This window comes from Alkalicoccobacillus gibsonii, from assembly GCF_016798245.1.
Taxonomy (GTDB): domain Bacteria; phylum Bacillota; class Bacilli; order Bacillales; family Bacillaceae_D; genus Alkalicoccobacillus; species Alkalicoccobacillus gibsonii.
In genome coordinates this window covers 68914-85327 of record NZ_JAEUZA010000005.1, presented here as the reverse complement: position 1 = coordinate 85327, position 16414 = coordinate 68914, and the positions used below count along the sequence as shown (strand labels likewise).

14 protein-coding genes are annotated in these 16414 nt (G+C 40.8%); 12 read left to right on the top strand and 2 right to left on the bottom strand.

What is annotated here, in order from left to right; genetic code table 11:
- Window position 1: 1 nt before the first annotated feature.
- The 9 genes from JNO66_RS17300 to JNO66_RS17260 all read left to right on the top strand — a co-directional run bounded on the left by JNO66_RS17300 (window position 2) and on the right by JNO66_RS17260 (window position 11564).
- Entirely contained in the window at window positions 2-1831 is a 1830-nt protein-coding gene (locus JNO66_RS17300; protein ID WP_203090406.1) for an ABC transporter ATP-binding protein, read from the top strand.
- 152 nt (window positions 1832-1983) lie between these two features.
- The gene (locus JNO66_RS17295) at window positions 1984-3261 is read left to right on the top strand and encodes an ATP-binding protein (RefSeq protein ID WP_203090405.1); all 1278 of its coding nucleotides are present in this window, start codon (window positions 1984-1986) and stop codon (window positions 3259-3261) included.
- A 189-nt stretch (window positions 3262-3450) separates the two neighbouring features.
- Window positions 3451-4287, top strand: a complete 837-nt coding sequence (locus JNO66_RS17290) for an MIP/aquaporin family protein (protein WP_203090403.1) — start codon at window positions 3451-3453, stop codon at window positions 4285-4287.
- 24 nt (window positions 4288-4311) lie between these two features.
- Window positions 4312-5817 carry a glycerol kinase GlpK gene (gene glpK / locus JNO66_RS17285; protein WP_203090401.1) on the top strand — a complete coding sequence of 502 codons (1506 nt, stop codon included), beginning with the start codon at window positions 4312-4314 and terminating at the stop codon, window positions 5815-5817.
- A 224-nt stretch (window positions 5818-6041) separates the two neighbouring features.
- A complete protein-coding gene (locus JNO66_RS17280) occupies window positions 6042-7685 on the top strand; it encodes a glycerol-3-phosphate dehydrogenase/oxidase (protein WP_203090399.1) in 1644 nt (547 codons plus the stop codon).
- 33 nt (window positions 7686-7718) lie between these two features.
- Window positions 7719-8267, top strand: a complete 549-nt coding sequence (locus JNO66_RS17275; RefSeq protein ID WP_203090398.1) for a glycerol-3-phosphate responsive antiterminator — start codon at window positions 7719-7721, stop codon at window positions 8265-8267.
- A gap of 115 nt (window positions 8268-8382) precedes the next feature.
- Window positions 8383-9705 (top strand): oligosaccharide flippase family protein, encoded by a 1323-nt coding sequence (locus JNO66_RS17270; RefSeq protein WP_203090397.1) that lies wholly within the window; start codon window positions 8383-8385, stop codon window positions 9703-9705.
- A 127-nt stretch (window positions 9706-9832) separates the two neighbouring features.
- Entirely contained in the window at window positions 9833-11296 is a 1464-nt protein-coding gene (locus JNO66_RS17265; RefSeq protein ID WP_203090396.1) for an alpha-N-arabinofuranosidase, read from the top strand.
- Between the two features lie 13 nt (window positions 11297-11309).
- The gene (locus JNO66_RS17260; RefSeq protein ID WP_203090395.1) at window positions 11310-11564 is read left to right on the top strand and encodes a DUF6171 family protein; all 255 of its coding nucleotides are present in this window, start codon (window positions 11310-11312) and stop codon (window positions 11562-11564) included.
- A gap of 49 nt (window positions 11565-11613) precedes the next feature.
- Here the strand turns inward: JNO66_RS17260 and JNO66_RS17255 are convergent, their stop codons facing one another.
- Together JNO66_RS17255 and JNO66_RS17250 are read right to left on the bottom strand one after the other, a co-directional pair.
- Window positions 11614-12975, bottom strand: a complete 1362-nt coding sequence (locus JNO66_RS17255; RefSeq protein ID WP_203090394.1) for a hypothetical protein — start codon at window positions 12973-12975, stop codon at window positions 11614-11616.
- The gene (locus tag JNO66_RS17250; protein WP_203090393.1) at window positions 12956-13513 is read right to left on the bottom strand and encodes an RNA polymerase sigma factor; all 558 of its coding nucleotides are present in this window, start codon (window positions 13511-13513) and stop codon (window positions 12956-12958) included. Before JNO66_RS17250 ends, JNO66_RS17255 begins: the two co-directional genes overlap by 20 nt.
- A gap of 67 nt (window positions 13514-13580) precedes the next feature.
- On the opposite strand from JNO66_RS17250, the gene JNO66_RS17245 reads away from it, so the two are divergent.
- From JNO66_RS17245 to JNO66_RS17235, 3 genes are all read left to right on the top strand, one after another.
- Window positions 13581-14699 carry a sensor histidine kinase gene (locus JNO66_RS17245; protein WP_203090392.1) on the top strand — a complete coding sequence of 373 codons (1119 nt, stop codon included), beginning with the start codon at window positions 13581-13583 and terminating at the stop codon, window positions 14697-14699.
- Between the two features lie 5 nt (window positions 14700-14704).
- Window positions 14705-15337 (top strand): response regulator transcription factor, encoded by a 633-nt coding sequence (locus tag JNO66_RS17240; protein ID WP_203090391.1) that lies wholly within the window; start codon window positions 14705-14707, stop codon window positions 15335-15337.
- Window positions 15338-15479: 142 nt separating this feature from the next.
- Window positions 15480-16409 (top strand): ABC transporter ATP-binding protein, encoded by a 930-nt coding sequence (locus tag JNO66_RS17235; RefSeq protein ID WP_203090389.1) that lies wholly within the window; start codon window positions 15480-15482, stop codon window positions 16407-16409.
- Window positions 16410-16414 lie beyond the last annotated feature (5 nt).

The following is a 16414-nucleotide window of genomic DNA, read 5'->3' as shown; positions in this document are numbered from 1 at the left end:
TATGGGATCTCCTCTAAAAGAACCATTCCAATATGAGAAGATTAAGATTGATCATTCAAAGAATAACAAGAAGAAAAACAATAAAAAGGCGAAGGACTGGAAAGGAACACTCCTGCGAATTTGGACATTTCTTTCTGTTTATCGCTTGAAATTAGTGCTTGTTGTAGTGATGGTTGTTGTTAGCTCTATTTTAAGCTTACTTGGACCGTTTCTTGTAGGAAAAGCGATTGATGATTATTTTATTGCTGGGAATTTGGGTGGATTGCCTTCGCTTCTACTTGCTCTAGCAGCCATTTATTTGGGACTATCACTTGCCACATGGTTTCAAAATTATTGGATGATTGGTGTATCACAGCAAACCGTTCAAGAAATGAGAACATTATTATTTCTGCAGATACAACGGTTACCTTTGTCTTATTTTGATAAACGACAACATGGTGAATTAATGAGTCGTATGACAAATGATATGGAGAATGTTAGTAATACCTTGAATAGCTCAATTATACAGCTACTTTCCAGTGTGATTACGTTCATTGGAATATTAGCTGTTATGCTTTGGTTAAGTCCATTACTGACCGTTGTCACACTGATGGTGGTCCCATTAATGTTCATTGGCTTGAGATGGATCACCAAACGAACTTCTGTCTTTTTTAAGGAACAGCAAAAAAATCTTGGGAACCTAAACGGCTATATTGAAGAAACCATTGCGGGTCAGGCGATGGTCAAGACGTTCTCAAGAGAAGAGCCAATCATACAAGAGTTTGAAGAAAAAAACCAAAGGCTGCGGACATCAGGATTTTGGGCGCAAACATACTCAGGTTTTATCCCAAAAGTCATGAACGTTTTAAACAATGCTAGCTTTGCGATTATAGCAGGTGTTGGTGGTTTGCTCGCATTGAATCCGGCCTCTGGTGTTACGGTCGGGACGATTGTCATTTTCGCGGAGTATTCTCGGCAATTCACACGGCCACTGAACGATTTAGCCAATCAGTTTAACACATTACTATCGGCCATCGCTGGGGCAGAGCGCGTGTTTGAGGTCATTGATGAACCGTCTGATCTAGATCATGAAGGAGCTAAGCCTATTGAGTCCATCAAGGGTGATGTCAGGTTTGATCGTGTGTCTTTCTCCTACGACAATGAACCCATCTTAAAGGACGTTTCCTTCTCTGTGCGATCAGGTGAAACGGTTGCGTTTGTAGGACCTACAGGTGCTGGAAAAACAACGATTATTAACTTGCTCTCGTATTTTTACGAAACCGATCATGGCCACATTTTCATAGACGGAATTGACATGAAGAAGATTCAAAAAGAAAGCCTACGGCAAAAGATGGGCTTCGTTTTACAGGATTCCTTCCTGTTCCAGGGGAGTATTCGTGAAAACATTCGCTATGGGCGATTAAATGCGACGGATGATGAAGTGGAAGAAGCAGCTAAAAAAGCAAATGCTCATGATTTTATCGTAAGGCTACAAAATGGATATGATACAGAATTGAAGCAAGATGGTGGGGGAATAAGCCAAGGGCAAAAGCAACTTCTTTCCATAGCAAGAGCGATCCTCGCTGATCCTTCTATTTTAATTTTGGACGAAGCCACATCAAGCATTGATACAATTACTGAAATGCGTATTCAAGAAGCGCTTCAACGGTTGATGAGGGGACGAACTAGCTTTATGATTGCTCACCGATTAAATACAATTGAGCAGGCTGATCGTATCTACGTTTTACAGGATGGTGAGATTACAGAGCATGGCTCGCATGAAGATCTAATAAGCCAAAAAGGATTTTACTTTGGATTACACCAAAAACTTGAGCAACAGCAAACGGGTTAAAATAGATTAAAGTCTTAGAAGACTCGTTCTTCTTGGACTTTTTTTGTGCTTAAACAAAGTAATATTTCTCCTGACTCAAAAGGATTCTGTTAAAACATGTCGAAATATACAACAAGAAGGAAATTGTACAATACGTGGGGAGCGCAGACAACATGATATTAGGAATATTTGAGAAACTAATCTTGCATGTTCTTATTGTTCTAGTTCCAATTATTCTGTACTTGATGATTTACGAGGGACAACCTAAAAAAAGAAATCAACTAGTTCTAATAGGTTTTATGTCTATATCTTCATTGCTTTGTCTATCCTATCCCTTTCATGACAACGGCTTACTATGGGATTTACGATATGTACCAATCGTTATCGCGTTTATGTATGGAAATCGCACTTCTGGTTTAATGGTCAGTCTAATTGTTCTATTTGCACGAATATATCATGGAGGTGATATGGTCGTCTACGGAGTGATTGGACTTGTTATAAATTCCGTTTTCTTTTTATTGTTAACTTACATTATAAAAGATCAGAAGTTTCAAAGCAGCCGCTTAAAACTATCGATGCTTGGAATTCTTCTCCCAATTGGGCTACAACTTATATTAGCAATGGTTAAACTTTTTAATGAAGGAACGCTTCAAGCTGATGTGGACGAATTATTAACATTCTCAGCTGTGTTTACCTCACTTATCTTATTTACAATGTTTATAGCTGCGTCATTATATGAGATGTTTTTAAAGAGAGAGAGAATGCAGGACGAATTATTATATGCTGTAAGACAGCAATCAATAAGTGAGCTTTCAGCCTCGATTGCTCATGAAGTACGCAACCCACTAACGGTTGTGAAAGGATTTCTTCAGCTAATGAAGGAGGACGATACACAAGCAAAACACGAATATTATCAGCTGATTTTAAGTGAATTAAATCGAGCTGAGAATATTATTCATGAATATCTTACCCTCTCAAAGCCACAGTTAGGAGAGAGTCGGACGGTCCCTATGAAAGAGTGCTTGGTTCATACGATAACTTTACTTACACCGTACGCTTTTAAAGAAGGTGTACTTTTAAAAGAACTTCAGACAAATGAGGAAGAAGCATTTGTTTATACAGACCGATCAAAGTTAAAACAGGCTATCATTAATTTCTTAAAGAATGCAATTGAAGCATCCGCTCCAAGTGGTGAGGTTGAAGTAACAATGAACATTAGAAAGCAGTTCGTTGAAGTAGAGATCTGCGATACCGGAAAAGGAATGAGTAAAGATGAACTAGCTAAGATTGGGACCGTTTATTATTCAACGAAAGAAAAAGGTACCGGACTCGGAACAATGGTTTCTATTCGTTTGATTGAAGAAATGGGAGGAAGCATCTCCTATGCAAGTGAAGTGAATAAAGGAACGACGGTTCAAATTTTACTCCCTTTAAAAAAGGATCATGAGTAAAGTGAGAAAGGGTTTACAAAATAAAATGTATGCGTTATAGTGAACCTAAGTTTATAATGCCAAGCTGATGAGCCAATGAGAGTAGCTTTTTATTCCATAGTGTGTAAGCACTACGGGGATAGAAGGCTGCTCTTTTTTGTGTTAGAAAAAGATGGAATCAGGGTAGGTTATACAAGAGGGGGAAACAACATGTTTGCAGAATTTTTAGCTGAGATGATAGGAACGATGGTGTTAATTATATTTGGTGGCGGTGTTGTCGCTGGTCACTTATTAAAAAAGTCAAAAGCAGAGGGTTCAGGATGGATCGCTATTTCCGTTGCCTGGGGTTTAGCTGTTACAATGGGTGTTTATGTGTCAGGTACAGTAAGTGACGCCCATTTAAATCCAGCTGTAACGCTCTCATTTGCGGCCATTGGTGAATTTTCTTGGGATCTAGTACCGGCCTATATTGGAGGTCAACTACTCGGTGCTTTCCTTGGGGCTTGTATAGTGTATTTGAACTATTTACCGCATTGGAGAGAAACAAAGGACCAGGGAGCAAAGCTTGGAGTATTTGCTACGGACCCAGCTATCCCGCATTACCCATCAAACATTATTAGTGAAGCAATTGGAACCGCTGTTTTAATCTTTGGTTTACTTGCAATTGGTGCAAATCAGTTTTCAGAAGGACTTAATCCATTTATAGTAGGGTTGTTGATCACAGCCATTGGTTTCTCACTTGGAGGACCAACGGGATATGCGATTAACCCTGCCCGTGACTTAGGACCGCGTATTGCTCATTTCCTATTACCTATTCATGGTAAAGGACCATCTAATTGGAGCTATGCATGGGTACCGATTGTCGGACCATTACTTGGTGGTGTCATCGGCGCAGTTGTTTATCAATATGTATTTTTAGAAAGCTCAGTTGTAGGGATTATTATCGGAGTCATCGCACTCTTGGCTTTAGTTGCTCTATCTACAACCTTCTCAATTGTGAAATCGAACCAAGAAAAATCTAACAAAGCAGCCATGAAACGCGTTTAATCAAAGCTAAAGGGGGAAACAGTAATGGAGAAAAAGTACATCTTATCACTAGATCAAGGGACAACAAGCACAAGAGCCATTCTATTTAACAAAAAAGGGGAAATTGTTCATTCCGCACAGCGTGAGTTCACTCAGCATTTCCCTAAGCCAGGTTGGGTAGAACACGATGCCAATGAGATTTGGGGATCTGTTCTATCCGTTATTGCAGGTGTTCTTTCAGAATCAGGAGCTACAGCAAAAGAAATCGCATCAATCGGTATTACCAATCAACGTGAAACAACCGTTGTATGGGATAAAGAAACAAGTAAACCGATCTACCATGCGCTCGTATGGCAATCTCGACAAACAGCGGGTATTTGCCAGGAGCTTCGCGAGGCTGGCCACAATGACCTGTTCAGAGAAAAAACAGGACTACTAATTGATGCGTACTTCTCAGGAACAAAAGTGAAATGGATTTTGGATAACGTTGATGGCGCTAGAGAGCGTGCAGAAAAAGGAGAACTCCTTTTTGGAACCATTGATACATGGTTAATTTGGAAGCTAACAGGTGGAAAGGCACATGTAACCGATTATACGAATGCATCTCGTACATTAATGTATAACATTTATGATCTGAAATGGGATGATGAGTTACTAGAGATTTTAGACGTGCCGCATAGTATGCTTCCCGAGGTTCGTTCTTCTTCAGAAGTATATGGGGAAACAGTTGGTTATCACTTCTTTGGTGAAAATGTACCGATTGCAGGTGTTGCTGGAGACCAGCATGCAGCCTTGTTTGGTCAAGCGTGCTTTGAGCCAGGAATGGTAAAAAACACATATGGAACTGGTTGTTTTATGCTTATGCAAACCGGTGAGAAAGCCGTTAAATCCGATAATGGTCTATTAACAACAATTGCTTGGGGTATTGATGGCAAGGTTGAATATGCACTCGAAGGAAGTATTTTTGTAGCAGGATCAGCTATTCAGTGGCTACGTGATGGACTAAGAATGTTTAATGATGCGAAATTATGTGAAAAGTATGCAGAGAGAGTCTCAAGTACAGATGGCGTATATATGGTTCCTGCATTTGTAGGCCTAGGTGCTCCTTACTGGGATAGTGAGGCAAGAGGTGCTATTTTCGGATTAACAAGAGGAACAACGAAGGAGCACTTTGTTCGTGCAACACTTGAATCACTTGCGTATCAAACACGTGATGTAATGAGAGCAATGGTTGCTGACTCTGGAATTGAAGTGAAAAAGCTTCGAGCAGATGGTGGAGCGGTTAAAAACGACTTCCTTATGCAATTCCAAAGCGATATCTTAAACCAACCAGTGGAAAGACCAGTAATCAACGAAACAACGGCACTTGGTGCAGCGTACCTTGCAGGACTTGCAACAGGCTTCTGGGAGAGCAAAGATGAAATTGCACAAAACTGGAAGGTTGAAAAGTCTTATGATGCGAACATGGATGAAGAAGAACGCGAAGCTTTATATGATGGCTGGAAGCAGGCTGTCAAAGCAACTATGGGGTTTAAGCCAAACGTAAAATAACGTTACAGCAAAATGTGGAAACCTCATCAATTATTTAAATAAGTCTACTTTGAGCAAATTCCTTTACGTGAATCAGAAAGTGGACTATAATTTAGATAAGTTAATAACGGTCTGAGATGATGAGGAGGCCACAGCATTCCAATGTTCCTAGCGATAGGACTCGGAATTTGCTGTGGTCTCCTTTTTTTCGTCTTTGGCACACTTACATCAGGGGTGGGGCAAAAATGAGTTTTTCATATAAGCAAAGAGAAGAGAATATGCGCAAGATGAATGAAACGGAATTAGATTTGTTAATTATCGGTGGAGGAATTACTGGATCAGGAATTGGTCTTGACGCTGCATCAAGAGGATTGCGTACCGGACTAATTGAAATGCAGGACTTCGCAGCAGGTACGTCAAGCCGCTCAACAAAGCTTATTCATGGTGGACTTAGATATCTGAAGCAGTTTGAAATAAAGCTCGTTGCAGATGTAGGGAAAGAGCGTGCGATTGTTTATGAAAATGCACCACATGTAACAACACCTCTTTGGATGATGCTTCCGTTTTATAAAGGTGGAACGTTTAACTACTTAACGACTTCATTTGGTCTTAAGGTCTATGACTTCCTAGCTGGTGTAAAAAAAGATGAACGTCGAAACATGCTGAAGTCAGAAACAGCTCTTTCAAAAGAACCGTTACTCAACAAAGAAGGATTAAAAGGTGCAGGGGTGTATGTTGAGTATCGTACGGATGATGCAAGACTGACAATTGAAGTGATGAAAAAAGCGATTGATCACGGACTACTCGCTTCGAACTATGTCAAAGCAGATACGTTCATTTATAAAGATGAGAAAGTTGTTGGAGTTCAAGCAACAGACTTAATTACTGGCGAGAAACGAGAAATCTATGCCAAAAAAATTGTGAACGCAACAGGTCCTTGGGTAGACAAGCTTCGCGAAGAGGACAACTCAAAAAAAGGGAAAACCATTCATTTAACAAAAGGAGTTCACCTTGTAGTAAGTGGAAAACGATTCCCATTACGTAGTGCTCTGTACTTTGATACACCGTTCAAAGACGGGCGTATGATGTTCGCGATCCCACGTGAGGGAAAAACGTACATTGGTACAACGGATACGAATTATAAAGGCGATCAAGCGGATCCAGGTGTAACGAAGGAAGATGTTGATTATATCTTAAATGCTGCCAATGGCATGTTCCCAGAACTCGATCTCCACGCAGAGGATGTGGAGTCAAGCTGGTCAGGCCTGCGCCCGTTAATTCACGAGGAAGGAAAGGATCCTTCAGATATCTCTCGTAAGGATGAAATCTTCCGTTCAGATAGTGGATTATTTACAATCGCTGGAGGAAAGCTGACCGGCTATAGAAAAATGGCTGACAGTGTGGTTAACATGGTCATTGATGAGCTTCCTGGTAATTACCCTTCCTGTAAAACAGAGAAAATGCTTTTATCAGGTGGTGATGTTGGAGGATCTGACCAGTTCGAGACATTTGTTAAAAAGCATGTAGCGAAAGGTCAAGAGCTTGGATTATCTAAAGATGAAGCAACAGAGCTTGTTCATCGCTATGGTTCAAACGTGAATACTGTTTTCGATTATGTCGGTCAAGGTAGAGAGACTGGATTACCGGCTTATCTCCAAGCTACCTTAGATTACGCACTTGAGCACGAAATGGCCGTTACGCCTCTTGACTTTTTTGTTCGTAGAACCGGATATCTGTACTTCCATATCGATCGAGTCTTAAAATACAAGGACTTAGTTGTAAATGAAATGGCAGATCGTTTAAACTGGGATACAGAACAAAAAGAACGACTTACTCGAGATTTAGATCAACAGATTGATGCGGTATCCTTTAAGCACACTGTGAACTGATCCGTCTCAAGAAGTCAATGAGGAGAGTACGTCATGTTTGATGGGCAACGAATTCTTCCCGCGATCAAGCGGATGAAGGACTTTGAGAAGGTACTTGAAAGTGAGTATACGTATATTGTAATGCTTGACCTCCATATCTCACAGCTTGTTGGAGTGGCTAAATATGCGAAGGCTCACAATAAGAAGCTCCTTCTTCATGCAGATATGATCCAGGGAATGAAAAGCGATAAGTACGCGGCTGAGTTCCTGTGTCAAACTCTTCGTCCAGCAGGCCTCATTTCCACGCGAGGAGAAGTGTTAAGAACAGCAAAGAAAAATGGGTTGCTTGCGGTTCAACGCCTATTCTTACTTGATACCATCGCACTCGAGACAAGCTATAAGCTAGCCGAAAAGGTGGAACCAGATTTAATCGAGGTTCTTCCGGGGGTTGTCCCTGATCTTATCTCAAAGGTTCAAAAAGAGACTGGGATATCCGTTATAGCTGGTGGATTAATTGAAAATGAGTCTGATTTAAAAAGAGCACTTGATGCAGGTGCCCACGCGATCACAACCTCACGTCAGGATTTGTGGGGAACGCATTAAAGATGAATAAGGGTTCATGAATACCGATTCCTGCTTTATTTATGGGTTGTACCATATTTAAAGGACATCCTTCATATATCTAATATGAGAGATGGATAAAGGAGTGGACGGTAGCATGAACCCTTTTTTTCGTGGGGCATTGCTGTTAAGTACAGCAGCTCTAGCTGGAGAATCATTGGAATTTCTAATAAATATCGTTTTAGCGAGAGAATTAGGTGAGCATAACTTCGGCTTATACATGGCCATTCTGCCAACCTTAGTCTTTGTTGTTGTTCTTTCAAGCTTAGAACTTCAAGTTTCTGTGTCAAAGATGGTAGCAGAACGAGAGCAATCAGAACACATTAGCTTAGTGAGCATTGCCTTAAAGCTTGCCATCATTGTTGCTGTCACTTGTTTAATCGCTGCTTTTTTCGTCTTACCGAATCTTTCCGTGTTAAATAATTATCATCCTTTGGTTAGGTGGATGCTCGTTCTTCTGATTCCGATTGTTACGTTTTCATCGGTTGCACGTGGGTACTTTGTAGGCGCCCAGCATACTAAAAAAATCGCAGTCATTAATTTAATGAAGCGTGGAGCACAGTTAACCTTTTTGTACGGCGTTTTTCAATTATTTCAGTTCCAAAGTCAAACAGCGATTTTTGTGGCATTGGGCACGGTTGTTTTAAGTGAAATCCTTGTATTATTTTACATGGGAACCGCTTTTACTTTGCATATGAACAAACTGAGGAAACAGCCACAAAAAGAAGTCGAAAACAAAGAAATCTATCAATCGCTATTGGCTGTCTCCCTGCCGACCACGGGGCTCCGTGTGTTTCATGCGATAACCTTTGCAGTGAAACCATTTTTAATCACCACCGCCTTGTCTAAGGCTGGATTAATGGAAAGTATGGCACTAATCCAATACGGGAAGCTCGCTGGAGTAGCATTTACAATTGGTTTTTTTCCAGCCTTTATCGCTCATTCGTTGCTGACTGTCATGGTGCCACTCGTTTCGTCAGGCTATTCAAGAGGAGATTTTCATTCGCTCGCCAAAATGCTTAGACAGGCGATGGGTGTAACTCTTGCTTATGGGTTACCTGTGGTTATGGTTTTTTATTTCTGGGCTGAACCAATGACCGATTTGTTCTTTGAGCATTCACCTGCATCAGGGTATCTCACACTTCTTGTTCCTTACTTTCTCTTTCATTATTTTGCCATTCCAATGCAGGCTTATTTAATCGGAATTGGACTCGTTCGAGAGGCATTTATGCATTCCGTCTGGTCAACTGGTGTATCCTTTCTGTTAATGTTTACGTTAGGGTCTCTTCCGTCTCTTCAAATGGATGGCATTATCATCGGAATGAATGTCGGCGCTGTTTTACTAACGCTTATGCATTACTTAACGATTACTGAAAAGCTAAATTTAACGTTATATTTAACCCAGAAAAAAGCTGCTTAAGTAAGGATGGAGTGGTGTGAAGTGTCTCTTCACATCACTTTTTACATAGAAAAAAGCTGGACGGATATGACTTGTACGTATAACATGTAAGTAAGAATGTAAGCGCTATTATAAGGAGATGAAACAGATGAAGAAAAAAGCTGTGGTTCACTTTGACGGAGAACGCTCAACGATTAATCCAAATGTGTACGGTCATTTTGCAGAGCACTTAGGACGTTGTATTTATGAAGGAATTTGGGTTGGTGAAGAATCAGATATCTCAAATACAAAAGGGATCAGAAATGATGTATTGCAGGCATTAAAGAGCTTAGAAATTCCCGTCTTGCGCTGGCCAGGTGGCTGCTTTGCCGATGAATATCATTGGAAGGACGGAATTGGACCTAGAGAAGGAAGAAAACGTATGGTCAACACGCATTGGGGTGGAGTGGTTGAGAATAATCATTTTGGTACACATGAATTTTTCTTATTATGTGAATTAATTGGTGCCGAGCCTTATATCAATGGAAATGTTGGAAGTGGAACGGTGCAAGAGATGCAAGAGTGGGTAGAGTACATGACCTTCGACGGTGAATCTCCCATGGCGAATCTCAGACGTGAGAATGGACAAGAAAATGCTTGGTCACTTACTTACTTCGGCGTAGGGAACGAGAATTGGGGCTGTGGAGGGAACATGCGTCCTGAGTACTATGCTGATTTGTACAGACAATTCCAAACCTATGTCAGAAACTATGGAAAAAACAAGATCTATAAAATTGCATGTGGTCCAAACGGCGATAACTATTATTGGACAGAGGTTTTAATGCGTGAAGCAAAGCCGTATATGGATGCATTAACCCTGCATCACTACACAATCACAGGACCGAGCTGGAATGAAAAAGGTTCTGCGACTAAATTTACTGAAGATGAATGGGGACGTACATTTAAAAGTGCACTACACATGGATGAACTGATTACAAAACATAGCACAATTATGGATAAATATGATCCGGAGAACAAGGTCGCTTTAATTGTTGATGAGTGGGGCACGTGGTTTGATGTGGAGCCGGGAACAAACCCAGGGTTTTTGTACCAGCAAAACACGATTCGTGATGCCCTTGTAGCGGGTCTTACACTTAACATTTTTCAGAACCATGCGGACCGAGTGCAAATGGCGAATATTGCACAAACGGTAAATGTTCTGCAGGCGATGGTTCTGACGGAAGGAGACCAGATGCTTCTGACTCCGACCTATCACGTGTTTAACATGTATAAAGTTCATAAGGGAGCAACAGCCATTCAATTACAGATGGATAGTGGAGATGAGCCTCTACACATTAGTGCCTCTAAAAACAAAGAAGGCGAAGTCCATCTCTCCCTATGTCACTATGGGTTAAAGGACGGTGCTGATTTTGAGCTTGAACTTAGAGGGTGGGAGCGCCAGCCGAGTCAAGCAACTGGGACGATTCTACAAGCAAGCTCAATGAACGAGCACAATACCTTTGAACAACCAGATACACTTAAACCTGCAGACCTTGAAGGAATCAAGTTATCTGATGGAAAGCTATCTGTTTCCATTCCGCCGATGTCTGTATCTGTCATTAAGTTATCGTAGGGAGTGAGCTCAGGTGGCATGCGTGGGGTGCTTATTGAAAGAAGAAATGAGAAAGCTGTCCATTCAACAACTCGTGGATGAACAGCTGGCATATGAAACAGATGTAATAGATGAAGTAGGCTACCAAACACGCCTCTCCATCTGTGAGCAATGCCCGTCCCTTTTAGCAAACACCACATGCAAACACTGTGGTTGCTTTGTAGGGTACAGGGCAAAGCTTGCTTTTAAAAGCTGTCCATATCCGGGGGAAGATCGTTGGAGCAAATGATAGAACGTAAGAAAGACGAGCGTCTGACTAAGATGCTCGTCTTTCTTCATTAATTCTCTTGTTCTTCATTCCAGACAAGTTCATCTAGGAAATATGATGGCATTCCCATGAACTCTCTAATTTCACTGTCTTCAGGTACTTCTTTTGAAGAATTATGGCGGTGAATAAAATACCAAGATCCTTTAAATTCAACAAGATTTACATAACCGGACCCTTGTTCATCCGTATAGTAATCAAAAGTGAAGGGATTTTCATTTTCCTTACTAACTGATTTTTCATCTATTTTGTATTCACTAATGAACAGATCCTTAATATCATTAAATGCTATGGTTTGGTCTATTTTTCCGAACGAATAGAAGCTAGGACCCTCTTCGGGAACGTCTACAATCCATTCCATCATTCCGTTATGAACGACCTTCTCTACTTGGGCATTCTGTGGAATGTAGGTGGAGAAGCCTAACTCCTTGTTTTCGTACCATTCAACAGTCGTCCTGCGATAGTAACTGCTACTAACTCCAAAAGAGGCTGTAAACACATCTTTTGTTAATGCACGACCGTCTTCTCCTTTTTCTTCACTTGTTGATAACACATAGGTTGATTCTGCTGGATACACTCTAGTCATAAAAAAGTAAGCCTGTGCCCAAATGTCAGGTTCATCTAATGGAAAATCAGTAAACAGAATTAGTCGCTTCCCGTACATTTCGGATGAAAAAACGTCAAACAATCTGTTTGTTTCATCATTCTTAAATGAGTACATGTATGCTTGATCATCAAATCTAAACTGTGTATCGTCAAATGAGAGGAGGACACGCGCATCAATTACATATTCACGTACTTGCTCAATTGGCAGCTCGGTCGAACTTGTATAGGGATGTTCATTCAAGAACGTCTCAATCTCTACTGAAGCTTGATCTGTTTGAGGATCATCAAGTAACAGGATGGTTAGTTCTTGTGAATTTGGTCCAATTAAAGTTGTTTTAGTTCCTTTGGGAATTTCTTGCTCCTTTATCTCCCAATCATCATTTGTTGAAATTGAAAACTCATCATGATGAATCGTCTCTGGCTGTAGTGGTGACAAGAAATAAGGACCTCTTTCTATAGCCTCCTTTGCAAACTCTTCTTGAAACTCTACCTTTTCAAGGATTTCAGGTACCGAATTCTCATCCTGCTTCTTATCCTCTAAAATATACGGTGCATCTCCTTGCCCATTCGGACTCGGCGCATCCATAGTTGAAACAAACAGAAGTGTTGCAGCGATCGCGGCACCAGTTAGTGAAAGACCAGCTAATAGATACGGTTTGTTTTTTCTGGAAGGAGCTTCTGCTAAACCTTGCTTAAAGGCGTGAAAGCTTTTCTGATACGTTTGATCGGACATCTCCACATAATCTTGATCAGATGATTGTTTCTTCAAGGGTATGTACCTCCATTCCTATATCTTTCTTAAGCATCAAAAGTCCACGTTTTTGTAAGGCTTTGATTGAGTATATGGTTTTTCCCATGACTGCGGCGGTTTCCTTTAATGAAAAATCTTCGATGTAGCGAAGATATAAGACTGTACGATAAGATAAAGGAAGTTGATTGATAGCGTGATGAAGCTGTTTTATCTCTTCGTTCCTCATAACGGTTGCTTGCGCACTTTCTTGTTGATATTCATTTTCAGGTTTGAACTCTACAAAATGGTTTCGAATATACGAACGTTTGTAGTAATCAATAATTGAATTGCGTGCAATCTTAAAGATCCACGTTTTAAAGGAAGCCTGTTTCTTAAAAGTAGATAAGTGGCTTGCTGCCTTAAAGAAAACATCTTGAAGTAATTCTTCGGCATCATGATAATGATTCGTTTGTGAATAAATGTATGAAAATAGCTTTTTTGTATAACGATCATGTAAGCTTTGAATGGCTATATGATCACCGTTTAAGATACGTTCTACAAGTTCCTGGTCACTCATATTGACCTCCTCTCTATATCTATAGACGAAACCAATTCTAAAAGGAGTCTCGAAAAGGGGAAAATAAATGAAATATAGTGTAAGTGGGCTGGCAGTGGTACTAGTATTGAATCTCATTGAACACCCATTGCTGATTCAATCATATTCTTTTTGGTTTGGGATGGCTTTACTTTCTGGGCTTGTTTTAAGTCGACCCCTGTGGCGTTCGGTGCCGGTTTTTTACGGAACGCTTGTAGGTCTATACTGCCTGCTCCATTTCTTTGTTTTAGTAGATGGAATGATTACACCGTATTGTGTGTATAGTATTCTAGCGATTGCTGCAAGCTTTGAAGTAAACGTAAAAAGCGATCGTTTACTCTATGTAATTGGTTTTCTTGGATGTATTCAGGCAGTTCTCTCTCAAGCGTCGTCTATTTCTTTTTTTCTTTTCATCCTTACACAGTATAGTCTCTTAGCATTTATTCTACTATCTATTAAAAAATTATCGGTAGCCAATGAAGAGGCTAAGCATGATAAGCAAACACATGTGATGGAATACCGTGCATTAAGTCGGCAGCTTAGAGAACAAGAATTAAACACAGCGGCAAAGGAACGGAATCGAATTGCTCGTGATCTTCACGATTCTGTTGGTCATCAGCTAACAGCTTTAATGATGCAGCTTCAGGTTGTTGAGTTACAGCTTCAATCGATGCCGGAGCAACAGGCGCTAGTTAAACAAACAAAGGATTTAGCGAGAAATAGCCTACAGGAAATGCGTGAGTCTGTTCAAGCACTCCAGCAGGATTCGGCTAAAGGTCTTGATGCGGTGATTCAACTCATTCGAAAGCTTGAAGCAGAGAGTCATGTTCGCATTCAGCTTGTAACAAAACCAGGTGCGATGTCGGTTAAGCTAACAGATGATCAAAGTGTGGCTGTTTATCGTTTTATACAAGAGGGTTTAACTAATGCCATGCGTCATGCGTATTCCAGAGAGGTGGATGTGACTCTTGAGGTGGTGGGAGAGCATAGCTATGCCTTAACTATGTCAAATCGAGTTCATAACGAGAGTCGCGTAGAAGAAGGGTTTGGCTTGCGTAATCTTAGAACTCGGTTTACAGCGTTAAATGGCCGGTTTGAGTCTATTGTACGTCGTGGTCAGTTTATCATAGAAGCGATCTTCCCAATAACACAACAAACGAAGGAGTGATACCGTTGGCAAACATCATGCTAGTAGAAGATCAGGCTCTTGTCCGCCAAGGATTAAAGATGATGATTGAAACAGACCAGGCGTTACAAGTCGTTGCAGAAGCAGCAAATGGTGAAGAGGCCATTTATACATATCGAACGAATCAAGTGGACCTAGTATTAATGGATATCCGAATGCCTGTCATGACAGGGCTTGAAGCTACAAAAAAGATCAGAGAAGAAGATCCTTTAGCAAAAATAGTGATCCTAACCACCTTTTCTGATGATGAGTATGCGCTTGAAGCGCTAAAGCTTGGGGCTGTCGGGTACGTACTTAAGGATGCGGATAGTGAAAAGCTGATCCAGTCGATTCATAGTGCGCTGCGTGGAGGATTGAGCTTGGATGATCAGGTGGCCGCATCTGTTGTACCAAAGCTACTTACGCAAACAAAAGAACGTTCACTTTCAATTGATTTAAACGCACGGGAAGTCTCTATTCTGCGACTTATTGGGGAAGGGAAGAATAATCAGGAAATCTCCGAGGCTCTCTTTTTATCACTTGGAACGGTTAAGAATTATGTAAGTCAGCTTCTAACAAAAGTTGGGGCTAGAGATCGGACTCAATTAGCAATACTCGCCATTAAACATCATTTAGTTTAACGGAAGTGCACAGTCTTTCATCAGACCGTGTGCTTTTTTTATGACTTAAGTCATCTCGTTAAACCCGATAATGATGACTTTTAGGAATAGGCTGGAAACGGAATCTAACATAAAATGAAAATGAAGAGAGGGAGGGAGTCACATGCTTGAAGTTGTTAACCTGTCAAAAACGTATAAACAGCTCGAGGCTGTTAAAGGCGTAAACCTATATCTAGAAAAGGGAGAGTCAGTTGGGCTACTCGGTCCAAATGGTGCTGGAAAATCAACGGCTATCTCAATGATTTCTACACTGATTAAACCAACGGAGGGAAATGTCCTTTATTACGGAGATAGCATGATTAAGAACCCAAAAAAGCTTAGAAGAGCGATTGGACTTGTTCCACAGGATCTGGCTTTATTCCCGCAGCTTACGGCTGAGGACAATCTAATGTTCTTTGGAAAAATGTACGGAATCACTACGAAAGAGCTTAAACAGAGAGTCCAGGAATTATTAGTTGACATAGGACTTGAGGAACGGAAAAAAGATAAGGTGAAAACATTCTCAGGCGGGATGAAGCGAAGGTTGAACATCGCTATTGCCTTAATCCACCAGCCTGACATTCTAATTATGGATGAACCTACGGTGGGGATCGATCCGCAATCCCGTCATTTTATATTAGAAATGGTCAGAAGACTTCAAAGAGAGAAACAAATGACCATCCTATACACAAGTCACTACATGGAAGAAGTGGAGCAGGTTTGTGACAGGGTCTATATTATGGACCGTGGCTCTATGATTGCATCAGGCACAAAGCCTGAATTAAAAGGGATTTTACGTTCTGAAGAAACAATCATCATCCAGGTGGACCGAATGAGTCGCCACCTTGAAGAAACCTTATCGAAGCATCCAAGTGTTTCATCGGTTGTCATTGAAGATTCATCTTATAAAGTAGTAACCGTACAATCTGATTTGTTTAATGAGATTATTGCCATGGCTGCTGAGGCTAAGGTAAAGCTCTTGAGTATCCAGGTTAAGCCACCTACGCTTGAAGATGTGTTCTTACACTTAACAGGCCGAAAGCTGCGAGATTAGGAGAT

What these genes read in the sequence shown, in the direction of transcription:
- JNO66_RS17300 (WP_203090406.1), top strand. Translation starts at nt 2, where the DNA reads ATGGGATCTCCTCTAAAAGAACCATTCCAATATGAGAAGATTAAGATT.
- JNO66_RS17295 (WP_203090405.1), top strand. Translation starts at nt 1,984, where the DNA reads ATGATATTAGGAATATTTGAGAAACTAATCTTGCATGTTCTTATTGTT.
- JNO66_RS17290 (WP_203090403.1), top strand. Translation starts at nt 3,451, where the DNA reads ATGTTTGCAGAATTTTTAGCTGAGATGATAGGAACGATGGTGTTAATT.
- glpK (WP_203090401.1), top strand. Translation starts at nt 4,312, where the DNA reads ATGGAGAAAAAGTACATCTTATCACTAGATCAAGGGACAACAAGCACA.
- JNO66_RS17280 (WP_203090399.1), top strand. Translation starts at nt 6,042, where the DNA reads ATGAGTTTTTCATATAAGCAAAGAGAAGAGAATATGCGCAAGATGAAT.
- JNO66_RS17275 (WP_203090398.1), top strand. Translation starts at nt 7,719, where the DNA reads ATGTTTGATGGGCAACGAATTCTTCCCGCGATCAAGCGGATGAAGGAC.
- JNO66_RS17270 (WP_203090397.1), top strand. Translation starts at nt 8,383, where the DNA reads ATGAACCCTTTTTTTCGTGGGGCATTGCTGTTAAGTACAGCAGCTCTA.
- JNO66_RS17265 (WP_203090396.1), top strand. Translation starts at nt 9,833, where the DNA reads ATGAAGAAAAAAGCTGTGGTTCACTTTGACGGAGAACGCTCAACGATT.
- JNO66_RS17250 (WP_203090393.1), bottom strand. Translation starts at nt 13,513, where the DNA reads ATGAGTGACCAGGAACTTGTAGAACGTATCTTAAACGGTGATCATATA.
- JNO66_RS17245 (WP_203090392.1), top strand. Translation starts at nt 13,581, where the DNA reads ATGAAATATAGTGTAAGTGGGCTGGCAGTGGTACTAGTATTGAATCTC.
- JNO66_RS17235 (WP_203090389.1), top strand. Translation starts at nt 15,480, where the DNA reads ATGCTTGAAGTTGTTAACCTGTCAAAAACGTATAAACAGCTCGAGGCT.